Genomic DNA, 17032 nt, shown 5'->3' with positions numbered 1-17032 from the left:
CCAGCACCGCCGGCGGCAAACGGCATGATATCGGCCAATACGCAAGGCCGGCCGACGCTGATATACTGCGTCGCTTTACTCTGCAGGCGCTCATCATGAAAATCGGCAAACGACTCCGGCACATCGACGCCATGGTCGAACCGGGCTATAGCCACATCTGGGATTGTTGCTGTGATCACGGTTTACTGGGCGCCGCCTTGTTATCTCGTCTGGCCGCGCCCTTTATACACTTCGTCGATATCGTGCCCGAGCTGATGAACGAGCTGGAATCCCGGCTACGGCGCTTTTATCCCCGGTCGGCATGGCAGGTCCACTGCATCGACGTGGCCGCCCTGCCGTTGTCTCATCATGATGGCAGGCAGCTGGTGATCATCGCCGGGGTGGGCGGCGACCTGATGGTACAGCTGGTGCGCGCCATTCATGGGGCCAACCCCGATGCCGACATCGACTTCCTGCTGTGTCCTGTCCATCATCAGTTCACCTTGCGTCAGCAACTGATCCGGCTGGGCTTTCATCTGCAGCAAGAGCGACTGCTGGAAGAAAACCGGCGCTTCTACGAACTGCTGCTGGTCTCGCCCCGGCCCGACGACAGGCAACACCGGAACAAAGTGAGTGCCGTCGGCGAACAGATCTGGCAAGCCCACAGCCCCGAGCAGGCCGATACCGCCTCCCGATACCTGCGCAAGACACTCGCGCATTATCAACGAGTACAAGGGGGTCGGAAAACGGACGTGCAGCACATCATAGCGGCCTATCGGGCTGTTACTGTTCAGCCACTGCATTCGCGAACCGTCGCCGTTTGTCATCATTCACTATGCGGTAAGTAATGCTGCATAACAGCTATGGCTCTGTCGTCATTCCCGCGAAGGCGGGAATCCAGGACGTGTGGCGCAGAACGGTCAGGCTGCTGGTTGCCTGCAAAGGCACTGGACCCCCGCCTTCGCGAGGGTGACGATAAAGGCAAACCAGCGCCAGAATCCATATCAGTTATAGGGTGTTGCTTATTAAGGTGGAGGTATTGAAGTGAAGGTATTAACGTTGAAGTATCGGCATCTCATAGTTCAAAGCTCATAGTTCAAAGCTCATAGTTCAAAGCTCATAGTTCAAAGCTCATAGTTCAAAGGACTGTTCAAAGGACATCAGCATCATGACGCACGACACTTTCTTGCCCGCGGATGATATCCGCACCCTGTTTTCCGACTCCATGTCTCGCATGTACCAGCAGGAAGTGCCCCAGTACGGCACCCTGATGCAGCTGGTGGCCGAGGTCAACGAGCAGGTACTGGCCGCCGATCCTGCGTTACGGCAACAATTGCAGCAAAACGGTGAGCTGGACCGACTGAGTCTGGAACGCCATGGAGCCATTCGGGTTGGCACCGCCGCCGAGCTCACGATGCTGCGCCGGGTCTTCGCCATCATGGGCATGCACCCGGTCGGCTATTACGACTTGTCCGAAGCCGGGGTACCGGTGCACTCCACCGCTTTTCGCCCCACCGACGACACCTCGCTGCGACGCAATCCGTTCCGTATTTTCACCTCGCTGCTGCGCCTGGAGCTGATTGCAGATAATACTCTGCGGGCGCGCGCGGCCGAGATACTGGCCGCGCGCGACATCTTTACCGCCGGGGCGCGGCGGCTGGTCGCTCAGGCCGAAGAACAGGGTGGCCTGACCGAAGCACAGGCCCGCCACTTCGTGGCCGAGGTGCTGGAGACCTTCCGCTGGCACCAGAATGCCACCGTCAGCCTGGCCGGATACCGGGCCCTGCAGGACGCTCACCGGCTTATTGCCGACGTGGTCTGCTTTCGCGGCCCCCATATCAATCACCTGACACCGAGAACGCTGGACATCGACCGCGTGCAACAGCAGATGCCCAAGCTGGGCATCAACCCCAAGGCGGTGATCGAAGGCCCGCCCCGCCGCCGTTGCCCCATATTGCTGCGTCAGACCAGCTTTACCGCACTGGAAGAACCGGTTCGCTTTGCCGGCGAACAGACCGGCACCCATACCGCTCGCTTCGGTGAAATCGAACAGCGCGGCATGGCGCTCACGCCCAAGGGGCGCGCCCTCTACGACGAGCTGCTCAACCGCTCGCGCCAGGCGCCGGCCGAGAACGATAACGAGGCCCATCAACGCCGGCTGGCGGAGGTATTCGCCGAGTTTCCGGACGATGAAGACAGCCTGCGCACACGGCAACTGGGCTATTTCCGTTATGGCCTGACCGAGACCGGGCGCCAGCAGTCGGCTCTTGGTGAACACAGTGGTGAACCTGGTGAACCTGGTGAACCTGGTGAACGCGGTGAACCTAGTAGTGGTGATGTCAGCAGTGATGATATGGAGGCACTGATCGAGGCCGGCCTGGTCAAGGCCACCCCCATCATCTACGAAGACTTTCTGCCGGTCAGCGCCGCCGGCATATTCCAGTCCAACCTGGGCGGTGTGCAGCATCAGGCCTACGCCCAGAATGCCAATCAGGCGGCGTTCGAGCAGGCACTGGGTTGCCCGGTGATCGACGAGTTCGGCCTCTACGCCAAGATGCAGGATGAGTCGGCTCGGCAGGTACGTGAAGCGTTAGGTGCCTGAAAGCACCGAGTTGCCCGATGCCGTATAACAGAAGTGGTTCGGTCGTCATTCCCGCGAAGGCGGGAATCCAGGACCTGTGGCGCAGTGGCGCAGAACAGTCAGACTGCGGTTCACCTGCAAAGACACTGGACCCCCGCCTTCGCGAGGGTGACGATAGTTAGACGATAGTTAGACGATATTGCTTATCTCTGGTACAGATAAGCCCCGTCGGCGCCGGTCAGCAGGCCCGGCCCCTCGGGTATTTCCCGTTCGCTGTGGTATTGAACCGGCGTCCCGCTGCAGCCACCAAGCAACAGCAGCAGGGCCAGCATGGCGATGACCTTCATCACACCTCCTAGAACTTGATTCGGGCACCGGCAATCAAGGCATCCGCATCGTCCAGGTTATCTCCCGCCCGCTCCAGATCATAGTTGCGATAGCCCACATAAAGCTCGGTCGCCCAGTGGTCGACATTCTGCACCATCTGTACCCCGACGGACCTGGCCTTGTCACTTCTCACCTGAGCATGATTGGCCACATGGTAGTCGGCAGAAAATGCGGTCTTACCGGCGTCAAACCACTGGTTCTGATACCCCAGCTTGCCGTAGACAAAGTTGGGATCCAGCGCTCCGCTGTCCCGCTCCCCGGCCGCCAGGGTCACACTGACCCCGCTGTTATGCAGGAAGGACGCCGAGCCGTTGATCTGACCGCTGTTGTTTTGCTGATCCGAATAGGCCACCGCCGCCGCCATGGTACCCATGCTATGTTCGGCGGCATAGGTCAGCGCCGTATCCCAGGCACTGTCTTCCACCGCACTGGCCGCCAGTTTCATCCCACCCATACTCGGGGTGTCGTAGCGCAGGCGGTTGCGCCGACCCAGGCCGTCCAGGTTGATAAAGACGTCCCCCACTCGGGTCGCGCTCAGGTTACCGGCCCCATCGCGGAACTTGATGCCGCCGGCAATATCGGCGGTAGAGGAATAACCGACCAGGGCGGTACCGGACAAGTCCATCTCGGAGCTGTCTTCACTGGCGGTCCACCCTTTACCCATCCACAGCTTGCCCAGCCGGTCGTGATCGAAATACACCTCCAGCCGGCGATCGGAAATACTGTCGCCACTCGGCGATTCATTATCCTGGCTGACACTGAAGGATGAATTGGACTCCAACTGCACCTCGATGGCGGTCCCCACCGTCAGCTCGGAGTTAACATCCCCCTCACCGATTACCCGTAACCGGGTAGAGGAACTGTCGTTATCAACATGGTAGAGATCGGTTTCCTCACCGTCGTCGACCACCAGCAGGGCCCGGTTGACGTGACCGGATACCGAGACCCTTATTTTGTCATTACCCGAGCCGACAGCGGCCGGCGCCCCGGGGGAACTCAGGGTCTCGGCCTTGGTTTCCGCCGCCTGGGCCCGCGCTTCGGCGTTCTGTGTTTTGCTTTCAAGCTGATTGACCCGCTCAAGCAAGGTACCAAGCTGGCGCTTGAGCTGATCCAGTTCCTGCGCCTCGGTCTGGGCCAATACGGGTCCGCTGGACATGGCACAGACAATGGCCGTAGCCACTAGTGTTTTTTGATGGGCCATGATGATTCTCCTCTTGCTTCACTGCATTCCTGGATAACGGCACCACCACCCGATGGAGGGGGAGCCGTGCTTTCAAGGCATTGAACGGGCAGTAAATAGCAGAGTAATGCATCCTTTAGATCTTATGTTCCCTCCCTGGGCTGCTTGTTTTTTGAACAACACCTTGCCGTTAACCTTAGTCAAGCCCGGGCTGATGCACCATGCAGCACCATGCTGCATGGTGCTGCACGGGAACGAAACCTCGCCCCCTACTGACAATATTCAAGCTATCAAGACCCGGGGCAGCTGGTCATTTCCTGTATACAAGCCATATATTCCACCGGCAAGGTGTGAATAATTATGTACATTTACTGCAAAAAACAAAAATCACCCTATAGTTCACTAGGGAGCCATGCGAAACATTATCAAGAGGAAGGCACCCCCCGGTATTGCAGCCAAAAGTTTCTTGCAATCCAGGGTTGGCAAAACCGGTTCGGCTTGCTAATGTGGTCCCAGACCTCAAGAGAGACACAGGCCAACCCTATTATGAACTTCCTGCACAACGCCAAGCATCACCACCATCATCATCCCGACTAGGCTTTCAGAATTTTATTCTGGAAGGCCTATCCCTTGGCGGCTTCCAGCAGGACAGAATACATAAACCCTCGGAAGTATCGCTCCCGAGGGTTTTTTCGTTTTACGTGATTTTTACAAACTTTATCTTACTGACAGGGACACAACATCATGACACTGGATCAAAATCGCCTCCGCATCGCCATTCAAAAGTCGGGCCGCCTCAGCACCGAATGCCAGAAGCTGCTCAAGGGCTGCGGCGTCAAACTCAACCTGCGTGAACAGCGCCTGATCGCCCACGCCGAAAACATGCCCATCGACTTGCTGCTGGTGCGCGATGACGACATTCCCGGTCTGGTGATGGACGGTGTGGTCGACCTGGGTGTGGTCGGTGAAAACGTGCTGGAAGAAACCCTGATGGAACGCCAGGCCCAGGGCGAGAGCGCCGATTACAACGTGCTCAAGCGCCTGGACTTCGGCGGCTGCCGCCTGTCGCTGGCGGTGGCGCAAGAGTTCGACTATCAGGGTCCACAAAGCCTGGAAGGCAAGCGTATCGCCACCTCCTACCCCTGGTTGCTCAAGCGCTACATGGACAGCCAGGGCGTGAAGTTCAAGAGCGTGATGCTGAACGGCTCGGTAGAAGTGGCCCCCCGCGCCGGGGTGGCCGACGCCATCTGTGACCTGGTGTCGACCGGTGCCACCCTGGAAGCCAACGGCCTGGTCGAAACCGACGTCATCTTTCGCTCCAAGGCGGTGCTGATCCAGAGCGCCAGCCCCCTGCCGACCGCCAAGCAACAGGTTATCGACCGTCTGCTGCCTCGTATTCAGGGCCTGCAACAGGCACGCGAGAGCAAATACATCATGCTGCACGCGCCCAAGGATCGACTGGAAGCGGTGATTGACCTGCTGCCCGGCGCCGAACGCCCGACCATCATGTCCCTGGCCGGAGAAAGCAACCAGGTGGCCATTCACATGGTGAGCAGCGAAGACATGTTCTGGGAAACCATGGAAGGCCTCAAGGCCCTGGGTGCCTCCTCCATTCTGGTGCTGCCCATCGAGAAGATGATGGAGTAAAGCATGAAGATTCTTGAATGGAAGCAACTGAATAGCACCGAGCAGGCAGACGCACTGCGCCGCCCGGCCCAGGCTCAGGGCGGACGCGAAGCCCAGGTGGCCGACATCATTGCAAAAGTACGCGAGGGCGGTGACGCCGCCCTGATTGAGCTGACCCGTACCCTGGATCGCGCCGAGCGCAGCACCCTGCAGCTGTCACCACAGGAAATCGACACCGCCGCCGACCGGGTCGACGACGAGCTGAAGGCCGCAATCGAGCTGGCCATCGGCAACATAGAAACCTTTCACCGCGCCCAGCTGCCGCAACCCATAGCGCTGGACACCAGCCCCGGCGTGCGCTGCGAGCTGCACTTTCAGCCGCTGGAAAAGGTCGGCCTCTATGTGCCCGGTGGCAGTGCGCCCCTGGTATCCACCGTGATGATGCTGGCCATTCCGGCCCGCCTGGCCGGCTGCGAACGAGTGGTCTTGTGCTCGCCGCCGCCCATCAACGACGCCATCATCTATACCGCCCGCCGCTGTGGTGTGGATGCCATCTATACCCTGGGCGGCGCCCAGGCGGTGGCGGCCATGGCCTACGGCAGTGACACCGTGACCAAGGTCGACAAGATCTTCGGCCCGGGCAATGCCTGGGTGACCGAGGCCAAACAGCAGGTGTCTTCGGACGTGAATGGCGCCGCCATCGACATGCCCGCCGGCCCGTCCGAAGTGCTGGTGATCGCCGACGACACCGCCGATGCCGACTTTATCGCCTCGGATCTGCTGTCTCAGGCCGAGCACGGCCCCGACTCCCAGGTGATACTGGTGACGCCGAGCCGCAAGCTGGCGGAAAAGGTCAACATCGCGCTGGAGCAACAGCTGGCGCAGCTGTCCCGGGCCGACATCGCCCGTCAGGCCCTGGCCGAGAGCCGTACCTTTATCTGTGACTGCCTGACACAGGCCGTGGTGATTTCCAACGCCTATGCCCCCGAGCACCTGATAGTGCAAACCCAAGACCCGCGTGCCCTGCTGCCCCGGCTTAAAAACGCCGGTTCCATCTTTCTCGGCGCCTGGACCCCGGAGTCGGTGGGCGATTACGCCAGCGGCACCAATCACACCCTGCCCACCTACGGCTATTCTCGCACCTATTCCAGCCTGGGGCTGGCCGATTACCAGCGCCGCTTTACGGTACAGGAGCTGAGTCCGGAAGGACTGCGCGCCATAGGCCCGGCAGTCGAGCTGCTGGCGGCCACCGAAACCCTGGATGCCCACAAGAATGCGGTCAGCCTGCGGCTGGCCAAACTGGAGAAGCAAGCATGAGCATCACCCAACTGGCCCGCGCCCAGGTGCAGGCCCTGACCCCCTATCAGTCGGCCCGGCGCATCGGTGGCCAGGGCCACATCTGGCTCAACGCCAACGAAGCGGCCGACAGCGGTGAATACCGCCTCGATTGTTCGCGGCTGAACCGTTACCCCGAGTGCCAGCCGCCCCAGGTCATCAATGCCTATGCGGCCTACGCGGGGGTGAGCCCGGAGCAGGTGCTGGTCAGCCGCGGCGGCGACGAAGGCATAGAATTGCTGATCCGCACCTTCTGCGAGCCGGGCCGGGACAAGATCCTGATCTGCACGCCCACCTACGGCATGTACGCCATCAGCGCCGAGACCAACGGCGTGGGCATCGTCGATGTGCCGCTGCGTGCTGATCGACAGCCCGACTTCGACGGCATCATAAAACAGCTCGATCAGGTCAAGCTGGTGTTCCTGTGCTCGCCCAACAACCCCACCGGCGACCTGGTGGACAGCGCCGGCCTGTTGCGCCTGCTCGACGCGGCCAAAGACCGGGCGCTGGTGGTGGTGGACGAGGCCTACATCGAATTCTGCCCCGAATCCACTCAGGCCGGATTGCTGGCCGACTACCCGCAGCTGGTGCTGATCCGCACCCTGTCCAAGGCCTTCGGTCTGGCCGGCATTCGCTGCGGCTTTACCCTGGCCAACCCGGAAGTGATCGGCCTGCTGCTGAAGGTCATCGCCCCCTACCCGGTTCCCGAGCCGGTGGCCCAGATTGCCGCCCAGGCCCTGAACGAGGCCGGGCTGGCGACCATGCGTGAGCGGGTCGCCGAGATCAATACGCTCAAGGCGACGCTCGCCGAGCAGTTACGCCAGAACGCCCAGATAAAAGACCAGGTGAAAGAAGTCTTCGCCCCCAACGGCAACTACCTGCTGGTGCGTTTCGCGCCCGGCAGCCATGTCTTTGCCCGCATGAGCCAGGCCGGTATCATACTGCGGGACTTTGCCAGCAAACCGGGACTTTCCGACTGTATTAGAATCACCATCGGCAACAGCGCCGAAATGGACGCGGTACTCCAGATACTGCAACAGGAGCAATAAGTGACTAAGGAACGCATCTTATTTATCGATCGCGACGGCACCATGGTAGAAGAGCCGGCGGTAGACAAACAACTGGACCGGCTCGACAAGCTGGCCTTTCTGCCCGGCGTGATCCCGGCCCTGCTCAAGCTGCAGGACGCAGGCTACAAACTGGTGATGGTCACCAATCAGGACGGCCTGGGTACCGACAGCTTTCCGCAGGCCGACTTTGACGCCCCCCACAAGCTGATGATGCAGATCCTCGGCTCCCAGGGCGTGAACTTCCAGGACGTGCTGATCTGCCCCCACTTCCAGCACGACGACTGCGCCTGCCGCAAGCCGCGTCTGGGCCTGGTGAAAGATTACCTGCAGGCCGGTCGCATCGACTTTACCGACTCCTGGGTGATCGGCGATCGCCAGACCGACATGGACCTGGCCGACAACATGGGACTGCCCGGTCTGCACTACGGTCACGGTGATGTAAACCAGGAGAAGCTCGGCTGGCCCCAGATAGTGGCGCGGCTGCTGAGTCGGGGCCGTACCGCCGAGGTGACCCGCACCACCAAGGAAACCGACATTCGCATCGCGCTTGACCTGGACACCCAGGGCGGCAACCGGATTAACACCGGGCTGCACTTCTTCGATCACATGCTGGATCAGATTGCCACCCACGGCGGATTTCAGCTGACGGTGGCGGTGGATGGCGATCTGCACATAGACGATCACCACACGGTGGAAGACACGGCACTGGCATTGGGCGAAGCACTGCGCAAGGCGCTTGGCAACAAGCGCGGCATCGGCCGCTTCGGTTTTGTGCTGCCGATGGACGAATGCGAAGCCGCCGTGACCCTGGACTTGTCCGGTCGCCCCTACATGAAGTTCGACGGTGACTTCCGGCAAGACAAGGTCGGCGATATGTCGGTGGAAATGGTACCCCACTTCTTCCGCAGCCTGAGCGACGGCCTGGCCGCCAATATTCACCTCAAGGTCACCGGCGACAACACCCACCACATGGTGGAAAGCGTGTTCAAGGGCTTCGGCCGCGCCCTGCGTCAGGCCATCAAGGTGGAAGGCAATGAACTGCCCTCCAGCAAGGGGGTATTGTGAGCCACTCTGTTAACGTCGTGATTATCGATACCGGTTGCGCCAACCTGTCGTCGGTGCGCTACGCCATAGAGCGCCTGGGCTATGACGTCACCGTCAGCAAGGATCCGGAGGTGGTGCTGGCCGCCGACAAGCTGCTGCTGCCCGGCGTGGGCACCGCCCGCGAGGCCATGAAAAACCTGAAAGAGCGCAACCTGATTGAACTCATCAACCGGCTGCAGCAGCCGGTGCTGGGCATCTGCCTCGGTATGCAGATGCTGGTGAGCCGCTCCGAAGAAGGAGACGTCGACTGCCTCGGTAAAATCGAGGCCGACTGCACCCACATGGCAAGCAGCGACGGTATTCGCCTGCCACACATGGGCTGGAACCAAATCACCCCCATGCCCGGTCACCCGCTGTTCAAGGACATTCCCGAAGGCAGCTTCTTCTACTTCGTGCATTCCTACGCGGTGCCGGTGGGCGAATACACCCTGGCATCGAGCCAGCATGGCCAGACCTTCAGCGCCGCCATCGGCCAGGCCAATTTCTTTGGCGTGCAATTCCACCCGGAGCGCTCCGGTGCCGCCGGTGCCCAACTGCTGAAAAACTTTCTGGAGCTGTAACACATGATTATTCCTGCAATCGATTTGAATGATCGGATGCGGCAAGGTGCCCAACAGCTGAACACTTTCTGGAGCCGTAACACATGATTATTCCTGCCATAGACTTGATCGGTGGCAAGGTAGTGCGCCTGTATCAGGGCGACTACCAGCAAAAAACCGAATATACCGCCTCGCCGCAAGAGCGGTTCGACCTCTATGTGGCCGAAGGCGCCACCCAACTGCACCTGGTAGATCTGGACGGCGCCAAAGACAGCAGCCAACGCCAGCTTGACGTCATCAAGCAGTTGATTGAAAACACCCCGGTACCGGTACAGATAGGCGGCGGCATCCGCACCGAGCAGGACGTGAAAGACCTGCTCGACATCGGCGCCCAGCGGGTGGTGATTGGCTCTACCGCCGTCAAGAAGCCCGAGCTGGTCACCAGCTGGATCAAGCAATACGGCCCCGATCGCATCGTGCTGGCGCTGGACATCAACATCACCCCCGAGGGCGAGAAGAAAATCGCCATCGCCGGCTGGCAGGAAGACAGCGGCATCACCATCGAGTCCCTGCTCGAACATTATCTGCCCGCCGGTCTCTGCCATGTGCTGTGCACCGACATCTCGAAGGACGGCACCCTCACCGGCTCCAACGTGGCGCTGTATCGCGAGCTGGCCGCCCGCTACCCCACCATTCTGTGGCAGGCGTCCGGCGGCATCGGCAGCATCGATGATGTGGACGCGCTCAAGGGCACCGGCGTGGCCGGGGTGATTTTGGGTCGCTCGCTGCTGGAAGGTAAATTCACCGTGGCGGAGGCAATCGCATGCTGGCAAGACGCATAATTCCCTGCCTGGACGTCAAGGACGGCCAGGTGGTCAAGGGCGTGAAATTCCGTAACCACGAAATCATCGGCGACATAGTCCCCCTGGCCCAGCGTTATGCGGCCGAAGGCGCCGACGAGCTGGTGTTTTATGACATCACCGCCAGCAGTCAGGATCGCGTGGTCGACAAAAGCTGGGTCAGCCGGGTAGCGGAAGTGATCGACATTCCCTTCTGCGTGGCCGGCGGCATTAAATCCGTCGAAGACGCGGCCCGCCTGCTGGAGTTCGGCGCCGACAAGATTTCCATCAACTCCCCGGCGCTGGCCAACCCCGCGTTGATCACCGAACTGGCCGACACCTTCGGCGTGCAGTGCATCGTCGTCGGCATCGACTCCTACTTCGATGAAGCCACCGGCCAGTATCAGGTGCATCAGTTCACCGGCGACGAAAGCCGCACCCAGGTGACCCAATGGAACACCTTCGACTGGGTGCAGGAAGTGCAGCAGCGCGGTGCCGGCGAAATCGTGCTCAACGTAATGAACCAGGATGGCGTGCGTCAGGGTTACGACCTGGAGCAACTGCTCAAGGTACGCTCCCTGTGCAAGGTACCGCTGATCGCCTCCGGCGGCGCCGGCGAAATGGCACACTTCCGTGATGCCTTTCTCGAAGCAGACGTCGACGGCGCCCTGGCCGCCTCCGTCTTTCACAAGGGCATCATCGATATCGGTGAGCTCAAGCAGTACCTGAAACAGCAAGGAGTGGTAATACGTGACTGATGCCAACCGCGTTGATAATAAAACATTCGATGCCGACCAGCTGGACTGGGACAAGGTAGACGGCCTCATGCCCGCCGTGGTGCAGGACTGCCACAGCGGCCGGGTACTGATGCTGGGCTACATGAACAAGGACGCCCTGGCCAAGACCCTGGACACCCGCCAGGTCACCTTTTTCAGCCGCACCAAGAACCGACTGTGGACCAAGGGCGAAAGCTCCGGCCACGTGCTGCAACTGAAAGACATCAGCACCGACTGCGACAACGACACTTTATTGGTGATGGTCGATCCCGTGGGCCCCACCTGCCACCTGGGCAATGTGTCCTGCTTCAACGAACAACAGGTGCCCGACCTGACCTTTATCGCCGAGCTGGAGCAGGTGATCGCCAGCCGCAAGGGCGCCGACCCCAAGTCCAGCTACACCGCCAGCCTGTACGCCAGCGGCACCAAGCGCATCGCCCAGAAGGTGGGTGAAGAAGGGGTAGAAACCGCCCTCGCCGCCACGGTGCACGATCACGACGAGCTGGTGTGCGAGTCCGCCGATCTGCTCTATCACCTGACGGTGCTGCTGCAGCAGGAAGGCCTGCAACTGAGCGACGTGGTCGCCAAGCTGCAGGAACGACACAGCAAATAAACGCACAAGGCGGGCAAAAGCCCGCCTTTTCTTTACCCTCCAGAAGCCGGCAACTCTTTCCCGCCATTCTCGCGACCCTTCCTTTGTCATTCTCGCGAAGGCGGGAATCCATTTGCGATCTCTCACAAACAATACAAACCCGAAGATACCGCTCAACATCATCAGCCAACACCAAACGACGGAACGCAGCTCACGAACAGTTACAATCAACTTCGTGAAGGCAAACTTTATGTAAAATACAAGAGCCACGCTTTCCCGGCCCTACCGGTGCACCAGCGCGTAGTCGATGCCCGCACACACGGCAGCCACCTGGGCGGCATTGCATTGCTCGGGGGTGGCACGGGGGCTGTCCGGATGGACCTCGATGGTGGGATTGTTCGAGCACTTGAGACCCAATTTGATTGTGCGCAATATATTTGCGTACAATCAGACCACGAAGCGCCCCCGCTTGTGGATGGAGCGCGCGTTGACTGGCAACTTTAAGGAGTGACCATGAAGGCTTATCGGATCTCGCATGGCGGGAAGATCGACGGACTGCGGCTGGAAGACATTGTCGAGCGCCCTCTCGAACCTTACGAAGTACGCGTAAAGGTGAGAGCCGTATCGTTGAACTATCGCGATCTGATGGTCGCCAACGGCGCGTACCCGGTGAAGATAGACATTCCGGTCATTCCCTGTTCCGATGGGGCGGGAGACGTGATTGCGGTCGGCTCGATGGTCAGCCGAGTACAACCTGGCGACCGGGTGGCGGCATCCTTCTTTCCCGACTGGTTCGAAGGCAGGCCCGCCCAAGCCAAGGTGCGGAGCGCACTCGGTGGTGACGTCGACGGCATGCTTGCCGAGGAAGTCACACTGCACGAGGAAACTCTGGTGAAGATCCCGGACCAGCTGAGCTATGTCGAGGCGTCCACGCTCCCCTGCGCGGGTGTCACCGCATGGAATGCCATCTTCGAGTCATCCGATGTGTGGCCTGGCGATACCGTTCTCCTGCTTGGCACCGGCGGTGTTTCGATCCTGGGCCTGCAGATGGCAAAGGCCGCAGGTTTGCGAGCGATCATCACCTCGTCCAGCGATGAAAAACTGGTGCAAGCCCGTGCCCTGGGTGCGGATGAGACGATCAATTATCGTACGACCCCCGAGTGGCAAGACGAGGTGCTGCGTCTGACCGGCGGCGAGGGAGTTGACGTGGTACTGGAAGTAGGCGGCCAGGGAACCATCACCCGCTCTGTCGCGTCCACGGCCGTGGGCGGGAGCATCGCCGTCATCGGGGGCGTTAGCGGCTTCGGTGGTGAGGTCAATCCGTTCTCCCTGGCGCTCAGTGCCAGGCGCATGGTTGGCATCTACGTCGGCAGCCGCGCCATGCTTGAGCAGACAGTGAAGCTCGTTGCGGGAGCCGGCATCAAGCCGGTGGTCGATCGCGTGTTCCCGTTTGCCGAGGCGAAGGAAGCCTACCGCTACCTTGAGTCGGGAGCGCATTTCGGCAAGGTCGTGATCGAGCTGACGCAATAGTTGCCGCCGACTTTCCGGACCGAGAATCAAGATGTCAGAAAATAACACCCCCCCTGCATTTGACGACCTGATGTCGCTCGACCGGCAGGTGTGTTTCGGTCTCTATGCCGCATCGAACCTCGTCACCCGCCAATACCGGCCGCTGCTGGCCGAACTCGGACTCACGTTCCCGCAGTACCTGGTGATGCTGGTGCTGTGGCAATCCGAGCCACAGACCGTCGGCGCTATCGGTGAACGGCTCCACCTTGACAGCGGCACCCTGACGCCGCTTCTCAAGCGCCTGGAAATTGGCGGGTTCGTGGTGCGGCGGCGCGATGAAGCCGATGAGCGACGGGTGTTGATCTCCCTTACGGACGCAGGGCGCGCTCTGCACGCGCCTGCGCGTCGGATTGCCGAAGCTTTCCGGCGGAACGTGTCCTTCTCGATGGCAGAAACGGAGTCCCTCGCCACCAGCCTGAATCAGCTCATCTCGGCCCTCGAGCGCTGAGCCACGCATAGGAGAAATGGCCAGCGGCGCAGAGGCGTATCAACTCATCGCAACGCCGCCAACACGCGCAGCTTTATAGTGAAGGCGAAGCCGCAACGGACAAGCTGTCGTTGTGCTTGGCTTTGTTAAGCGCCACCGCACTCATGTAGCTGAACGAAATAATTGTTTTGGAACCCACCATATGTAAGCGGCCATCCCAAACAACTCAACCAATGACTGAAATACAATAACTACAACCGCAAGATCAAAAGATGAAGACAGAGAGAGCGCAAGGGGAAGAACCACAAATGAATTTCTGCTACCTAAACTGAAAGCAAGAGCTCTGCCTTGATTTGTCGGCAATGAAAATATTTTTGAAAGCACTACAGATAAAAACCCAGATATCATAAGAAATGCAAAAAACACTGCAAGCAAGCTTGGTAGTATGCCCAATGAATCAATGACCACATTGACTTGCGCCGCCGCTATAGAAAACACAACCAACGCTAGCAGTGGAACGGGCAACCAGGCAAACGCATTCAAAATAGTTTCTCTGCCTTCTCGTTTTTCAGCCCATTTTTCGGTTACAAATGCCGCTAACAGGGGGAGGACGATAAGTCCGAAGAAGGCCAGAATTAACTCTCGCTGCATCACGCTGGTTGTTATTTCCGAGCCAAGAAAAAGCCATATATAAATCGGCAGGAGGATTAGCTGAAGCAAAAGACTAACAGGCGAAAAGGCAATGGCCCGTTTTGTATCCCCTCCACCCAAGTGTGTGAAGGTGATAAACCAGTCAGTACACGGAACCAACAACACCAAGAGGATGCCCAACTTGACGGCAGGTAAGTTGGGGCCAACGGACATTAAACCCCACACAATCAGCGGAAGAACAACGAAATTTACAATCACCGCTGCCAACATAAAGCGGGAATCAGAGAATGCTTCTCGCAGATGCGCCAGAGGGATCTGAGTAAAAGTCGTATACAGGAGCATGCCTAGCAAGGGCCACAAAGCCCATTCTAAAATCCGCGATTGCTCAGAAAACTTTACCCCGACCAACAACCCCAAAAGGATTCCAGCCAGATAAAAAAATACTTGATATTTTTCCAGTTTATCTCGTTTCAAAGATCAGAACCTCGTTGTTCGATTACCGCTTAACGCCTCACCAAGAGGAAAATAATAGCTGGTTAAAATAAGCGACGAAGGAGCAAAAACCAACTGTTATTTATCCTTTTTAGTGACTTGTTATAATGAAGTTACACCGAAGCATCATCATGGATTTTAAACGGCATATTTGTCGAGTCAAGACCGTTTATACAGCCTATGTTTATACGATAACAACCAGGCTTAACCTTAGTTTGATGAAAAGTATAAATACCGCACTTATTACAAAAATAATGCTTAGCTATTTTGCTACCAAATTCGTAAGTTGCCAAAGAGTCTGAATGGTTTGATATTGTAATATTGTCTGACTCTACAGCATATTCGGTCATGATTGCGCCTTTCTTCTCACAAAGGGAACAATTACAACGCAAACCACTAACAATTTCATTGCCTGAAAATTGGAACTCTACCGAACCGCAATGACAACTACCTTTGTACAACATTACACAACTCTCCATTTGTAATATAACGCTTGCAGCATGCGCGCCTACGAAATGGAGCCGAAGGCGCAATGTAGTAGGCGTCGCCGTGCCTGCACTGGTTATGTTTCGATGCTACGCAGAAACTCTCTATATAGCGTCTCATGACTACCATTGTGGCTTTCCTCTCCAGGCTTTGTCAGAGTTCCTTTCGGCGGAACGTAGCTTTTTATCCATTTCTCAGGCGTGGGACTCCAGCGAATGTTTACCGCCGCAAGCTTGGGAAAGAAGTATAGTGACGAGTATCCAGGGACATTGTCATGAATCCACCACGCTAGCGCCTGCCAATCCTCAGTCTTTTCGTAGTAGTCAACAAACGAATTAACAACAATACAAGCAGTTGCTCCAATCTCGCCGTTCTTATCACGATAATCCCAAATATGGTGGGCATAGTTCGACTCGTTGCTGGAGCAGTTATATTGATTTTTGTTTTCGGCCCCTTTTGCGTTCACGGCCGGTGAGCGGTATCCAGATCTGATTGAAACGCGACCTAAAGCCGCTTGGATTGGCTCAAGGACTTCTTGGCACAGGCCACGGCCCGCCTCAATTGCAATATCAGGATACTCTGGAATATTTGGGATGCGCTCAATTTGAGAGATTTCCGAGTACAAAAAATCTCTCATGAAAAAAGAATCGGACAACCGCACTCGGCCGAGTTCTTCAAGCGCCTTCACGGATTGAGGTGATCGCAAACTGACCTCCTTGGAACATAACGCCTCAATCAGCCGACGCGTTAGCGGTCGGCTGCATTGATTTGTTATGTTTCCTTACCTAGAAGTTTCCGCCAGAGCGCTCTCAGATTAATACCAAACCCCATGAAATTTGGCTTTAATTCCACTACATCTTCATCTATTTTGCATACTTCTTTTTCTACGCCAGCTTCATTACCTTTAGCTTTTAGGCCCTCTACATTTTTTATTTTGGCTAATGTTTCCTTCGAGGTCTTATTGTTCTCAAGATCTATATCCTTTGAGTCTTCTATGTCGAACATTGGCATCTGTCAACCTCTCATATTTAAATATTCTGTGTACCACCTGACTATTTTGGCTGCCGGTGTTAGACGAAAATCTGAGCTCGTAGTCTCGGTGCAACTTGAAGCCTTCAGCCCTTTAACCCTTCTAGCTTTTAACCCTGTACCTACATTCTGAAAATCAGCGCCATCAACATGAATATCATCGCTATCCGAAACATCAATTCCAGTTTCTAGTCCAGAAAAACCACAGTCTATGATTTTTATGTCTTTGCAACCCTCAACTTTTATACCAACGGCCATAGGGCTCTCCTAAAAACATAACGCCCGCGTAATAGGCGCGAGCTTGCGAGCGTCCTAATTGACGCGTTTGTTAAGCGATTCATGCCGACTTCTCCAATGCCCAATCGCTTGG

20 protein-coding genes and 1 other annotated feature are annotated in these 17032 nt (G+C 57.7%); of the genes, 12 read left to right on the top strand and 8 right to left on the bottom strand.

Annotation, left to right across the window (positions count from 1 at the left end; translation table 11 throughout):
* Positions 1-95 precede the first annotated feature (95 nt).
* Positions 96-827 (top strand): tRNA (adenine(22)-N(1))-methyltransferase, encoded by a 732-nt coding sequence (locus tag HNR62_RS02210; RefSeq protein WP_204794471.1) that lies wholly within the window; start codon positions 96-98, stop codon positions 825-827.
* 320 nt (positions 828-1147) lie between these two features.
* Positions 1148-2581 carry a 2-oxoadipate dioxygenase/decarboxylase HglS gene (hglS, locus tag HNR62_RS02205; protein ID WP_204794470.1) on the top strand — a complete coding sequence of 478 codons (1434 nt, stop codon included), beginning with the start codon at positions 1148-1150 and terminating at the stop codon, positions 2579-2581.
* Between the two features lie 182 nt (positions 2582-2763).
* On the opposite strand, the gene HNR62_RS02200 is transcribed toward hglS, so the two are convergent.
* Positions 2764-2907, bottom strand: a complete 144-nt coding sequence (locus HNR62_RS02200) for a hypothetical protein (protein WP_204794469.1) — start codon at positions 2905-2907, stop codon at positions 2764-2766.
* A gap of 8 nt (positions 2908-2915) precedes the next feature.
* Positions 2916-4148 (bottom strand): hypothetical protein, encoded by a 1233-nt coding sequence (locus HNR62_RS02195; protein ID WP_204794468.1) that lies wholly within the window; start codon positions 4146-4148, stop codon positions 2916-2918.
* Between the two features lie 551 nt (positions 4149-4699).
* Positions 4700-4823, top strand: a sequence feature (His leader region).
* Positions 4824-4877: 54 nt separating this feature from the next.
* On the opposite strand from HNR62_RS02195, the gene hisG reads away from it, so the two are divergent.
* From hisG to hisIE, 8 genes are all read left to right on the top strand, one after another.
* A complete protein-coding gene (gene hisG / locus HNR62_RS02190; protein ID WP_239552548.1) occupies positions 4878-5774 on the top strand; it encodes an ATP phosphoribosyltransferase in 897 nt (298 codons plus the stop codon).
* A gap of 3 nt (positions 5775-5777) precedes the next feature.
* Positions 5778-7070 (top strand): histidinol dehydrogenase, encoded by a 1293-nt coding sequence (gene hisD / locus HNR62_RS02185; protein WP_204794466.1) that lies wholly within the window; start codon positions 5778-5780, stop codon positions 7068-7070.
* A complete protein-coding gene (gene hisC / locus HNR62_RS02180; RefSeq protein ID WP_204794465.1) occupies positions 7067-8137 on the top strand; it encodes a histidinol-phosphate transaminase in 1071 nt (356 codons plus the stop codon). Before hisD ends, hisC begins: the two co-directional genes overlap by 4 nt.
* A complete protein-coding gene (hisB, locus tag HNR62_RS02175; protein ID WP_204794464.1) occupies positions 8138-9223 on the top strand; it encodes a bifunctional histidinol-phosphatase/imidazoleglycerol-phosphate dehydratase HisB in 1086 nt (361 codons plus the stop codon).
* Complete coding sequence (gene hisH / locus HNR62_RS02170) at positions 9217-9822, top strand: imidazole glycerol phosphate synthase subunit HisH (RefSeq protein WP_204794607.1); 606 nt, start codon at positions 9217-9219, stop codon at positions 9820-9822. Before hisB ends, hisH begins: the two co-directional genes overlap by 7 nt.
* An 83-nt stretch (positions 9823-9905) precedes the next feature.
* On the top strand, positions 9906-10643 hold the full coding sequence (gene hisA / locus HNR62_RS02165) for a 1-(5-phosphoribosyl)-5-[(5-phosphoribosylamino)methylideneamino]imidazole-4-carboxamide isomerase (protein WP_204794463.1): 738 nt from the start codon (positions 9906-9908) through the stop codon (positions 10641-10643).
* Complete coding sequence (gene hisF, locus HNR62_RS02160; RefSeq protein ID WP_204794462.1) at positions 10625-11398, top strand: imidazole glycerol phosphate synthase subunit HisF; 774 nt, start codon at positions 10625-10627, stop codon at positions 11396-11398. The genes hisA and hisF overlap by 19 nt, the downstream gene beginning before the upstream one ends.
* Positions 11391-12029 carry a bifunctional phosphoribosyl-AMP cyclohydrolase/phosphoribosyl-ATP diphosphatase HisIE gene (gene hisIE / locus HNR62_RS02155; RefSeq protein WP_204794461.1) on the top strand — a complete coding sequence of 213 codons (639 nt, stop codon included), beginning with the start codon at positions 11391-11393 and terminating at the stop codon, positions 12027-12029. Before hisF ends, hisIE begins: the two co-directional genes overlap by 8 nt.
* Positions 12030-12290: 261 nt before the next feature.
* Here the strand turns inward: hisIE and HNR62_RS02150 are convergent, their stop codons facing one another.
* The gene (locus tag HNR62_RS02150) at positions 12291-12440 is read right to left on the bottom strand and encodes a hypothetical protein (protein ID WP_239552534.1); all 150 of its coding nucleotides are present in this window, start codon (positions 12438-12440) and stop codon (positions 12291-12293) included.
* 81 nt (positions 12441-12521) lie between these two features.
* Between HNR62_RS02150 and HNR62_RS02145 the strand changes: the two genes are divergently transcribed.
* Positions 12522-13538 carry a zinc-dependent alcohol dehydrogenase family protein gene (locus tag HNR62_RS02145; protein ID WP_204794460.1) on the top strand — a complete coding sequence of 339 codons (1017 nt, stop codon included), beginning with the start codon at positions 12522-12524 and terminating at the stop codon, positions 13536-13538.
* 31 nt (positions 13539-13569) lie between these two features.
* Positions 13570-14025 (top strand): MarR family winged helix-turn-helix transcriptional regulator, encoded by a 456-nt coding sequence (locus tag HNR62_RS02140; RefSeq protein WP_204794459.1) that lies wholly within the window; start codon positions 13570-13572, stop codon positions 14023-14025.
* A 141-nt stretch (positions 14026-14166) separates the two neighbouring features.
* Here HNR62_RS02140 and HNR62_RS02135 read toward each other — a convergent pair whose 3' ends face one another.
* The 5 genes from HNR62_RS02135 to HNR62_RS02115 all read right to left on the bottom strand — a co-directional run bounded on the left by HNR62_RS02135 (position 14167) and on the right by HNR62_RS02115 (position 16920).
* Positions 14167-15129 carry an arsenic resistance protein gene (locus HNR62_RS02135; protein ID WP_204794458.1) on the bottom strand — a complete coding sequence of 321 codons (963 nt, stop codon included), beginning with the start codon at positions 15127-15129 and terminating at the stop codon, positions 14167-14169.
* A gap of 131 nt (positions 15130-15260) precedes the next feature.
* Positions 15261-15611 (bottom strand): GFA family protein, encoded by a 351-nt coding sequence (locus tag HNR62_RS02130; protein WP_204794457.1) that lies wholly within the window; start codon positions 15609-15611, stop codon positions 15261-15263.
* 98 nt (positions 15612-15709) lie between these two features.
* On the bottom strand, positions 15710-16339 hold the full coding sequence (locus HNR62_RS02125; protein WP_239552533.1) for a peptidase M15: 630 nt from the start codon (positions 16337-16339) through the stop codon (positions 15710-15712).
* A gap of 65 nt (positions 16340-16404) precedes the next feature.
* Positions 16405-16644 carry a hypothetical protein gene (locus tag HNR62_RS02120; protein ID WP_204794456.1) on the bottom strand — a complete coding sequence of 80 codons (240 nt, stop codon included), beginning with the start codon at positions 16642-16644 and terminating at the stop codon, positions 16405-16407.
* Positions 16645-16647: 3 nt separating this feature from the next.
* Positions 16648-16920, bottom strand: coding sequence for a hypothetical protein (locus tag HNR62_RS02115; protein WP_204794455.1), 273 nt, complete (start codon positions 16918-16920; stop codon positions 16648-16650).
* Positions 16921-17032 lie beyond the last annotated feature (112 nt).

The sequence above is a fragment of the Oceanisphaera litoralis genome, assembly GCF_016907015.1.
Classification (GTDB): domain Bacteria; phylum Pseudomonadota; class Gammaproteobacteria; order Enterobacterales; family Aeromonadaceae; genus Oceanimonas; species Oceanimonas litoralis.
This window is presented reverse-complemented; position numbering and strand designations above follow the sequence as displayed.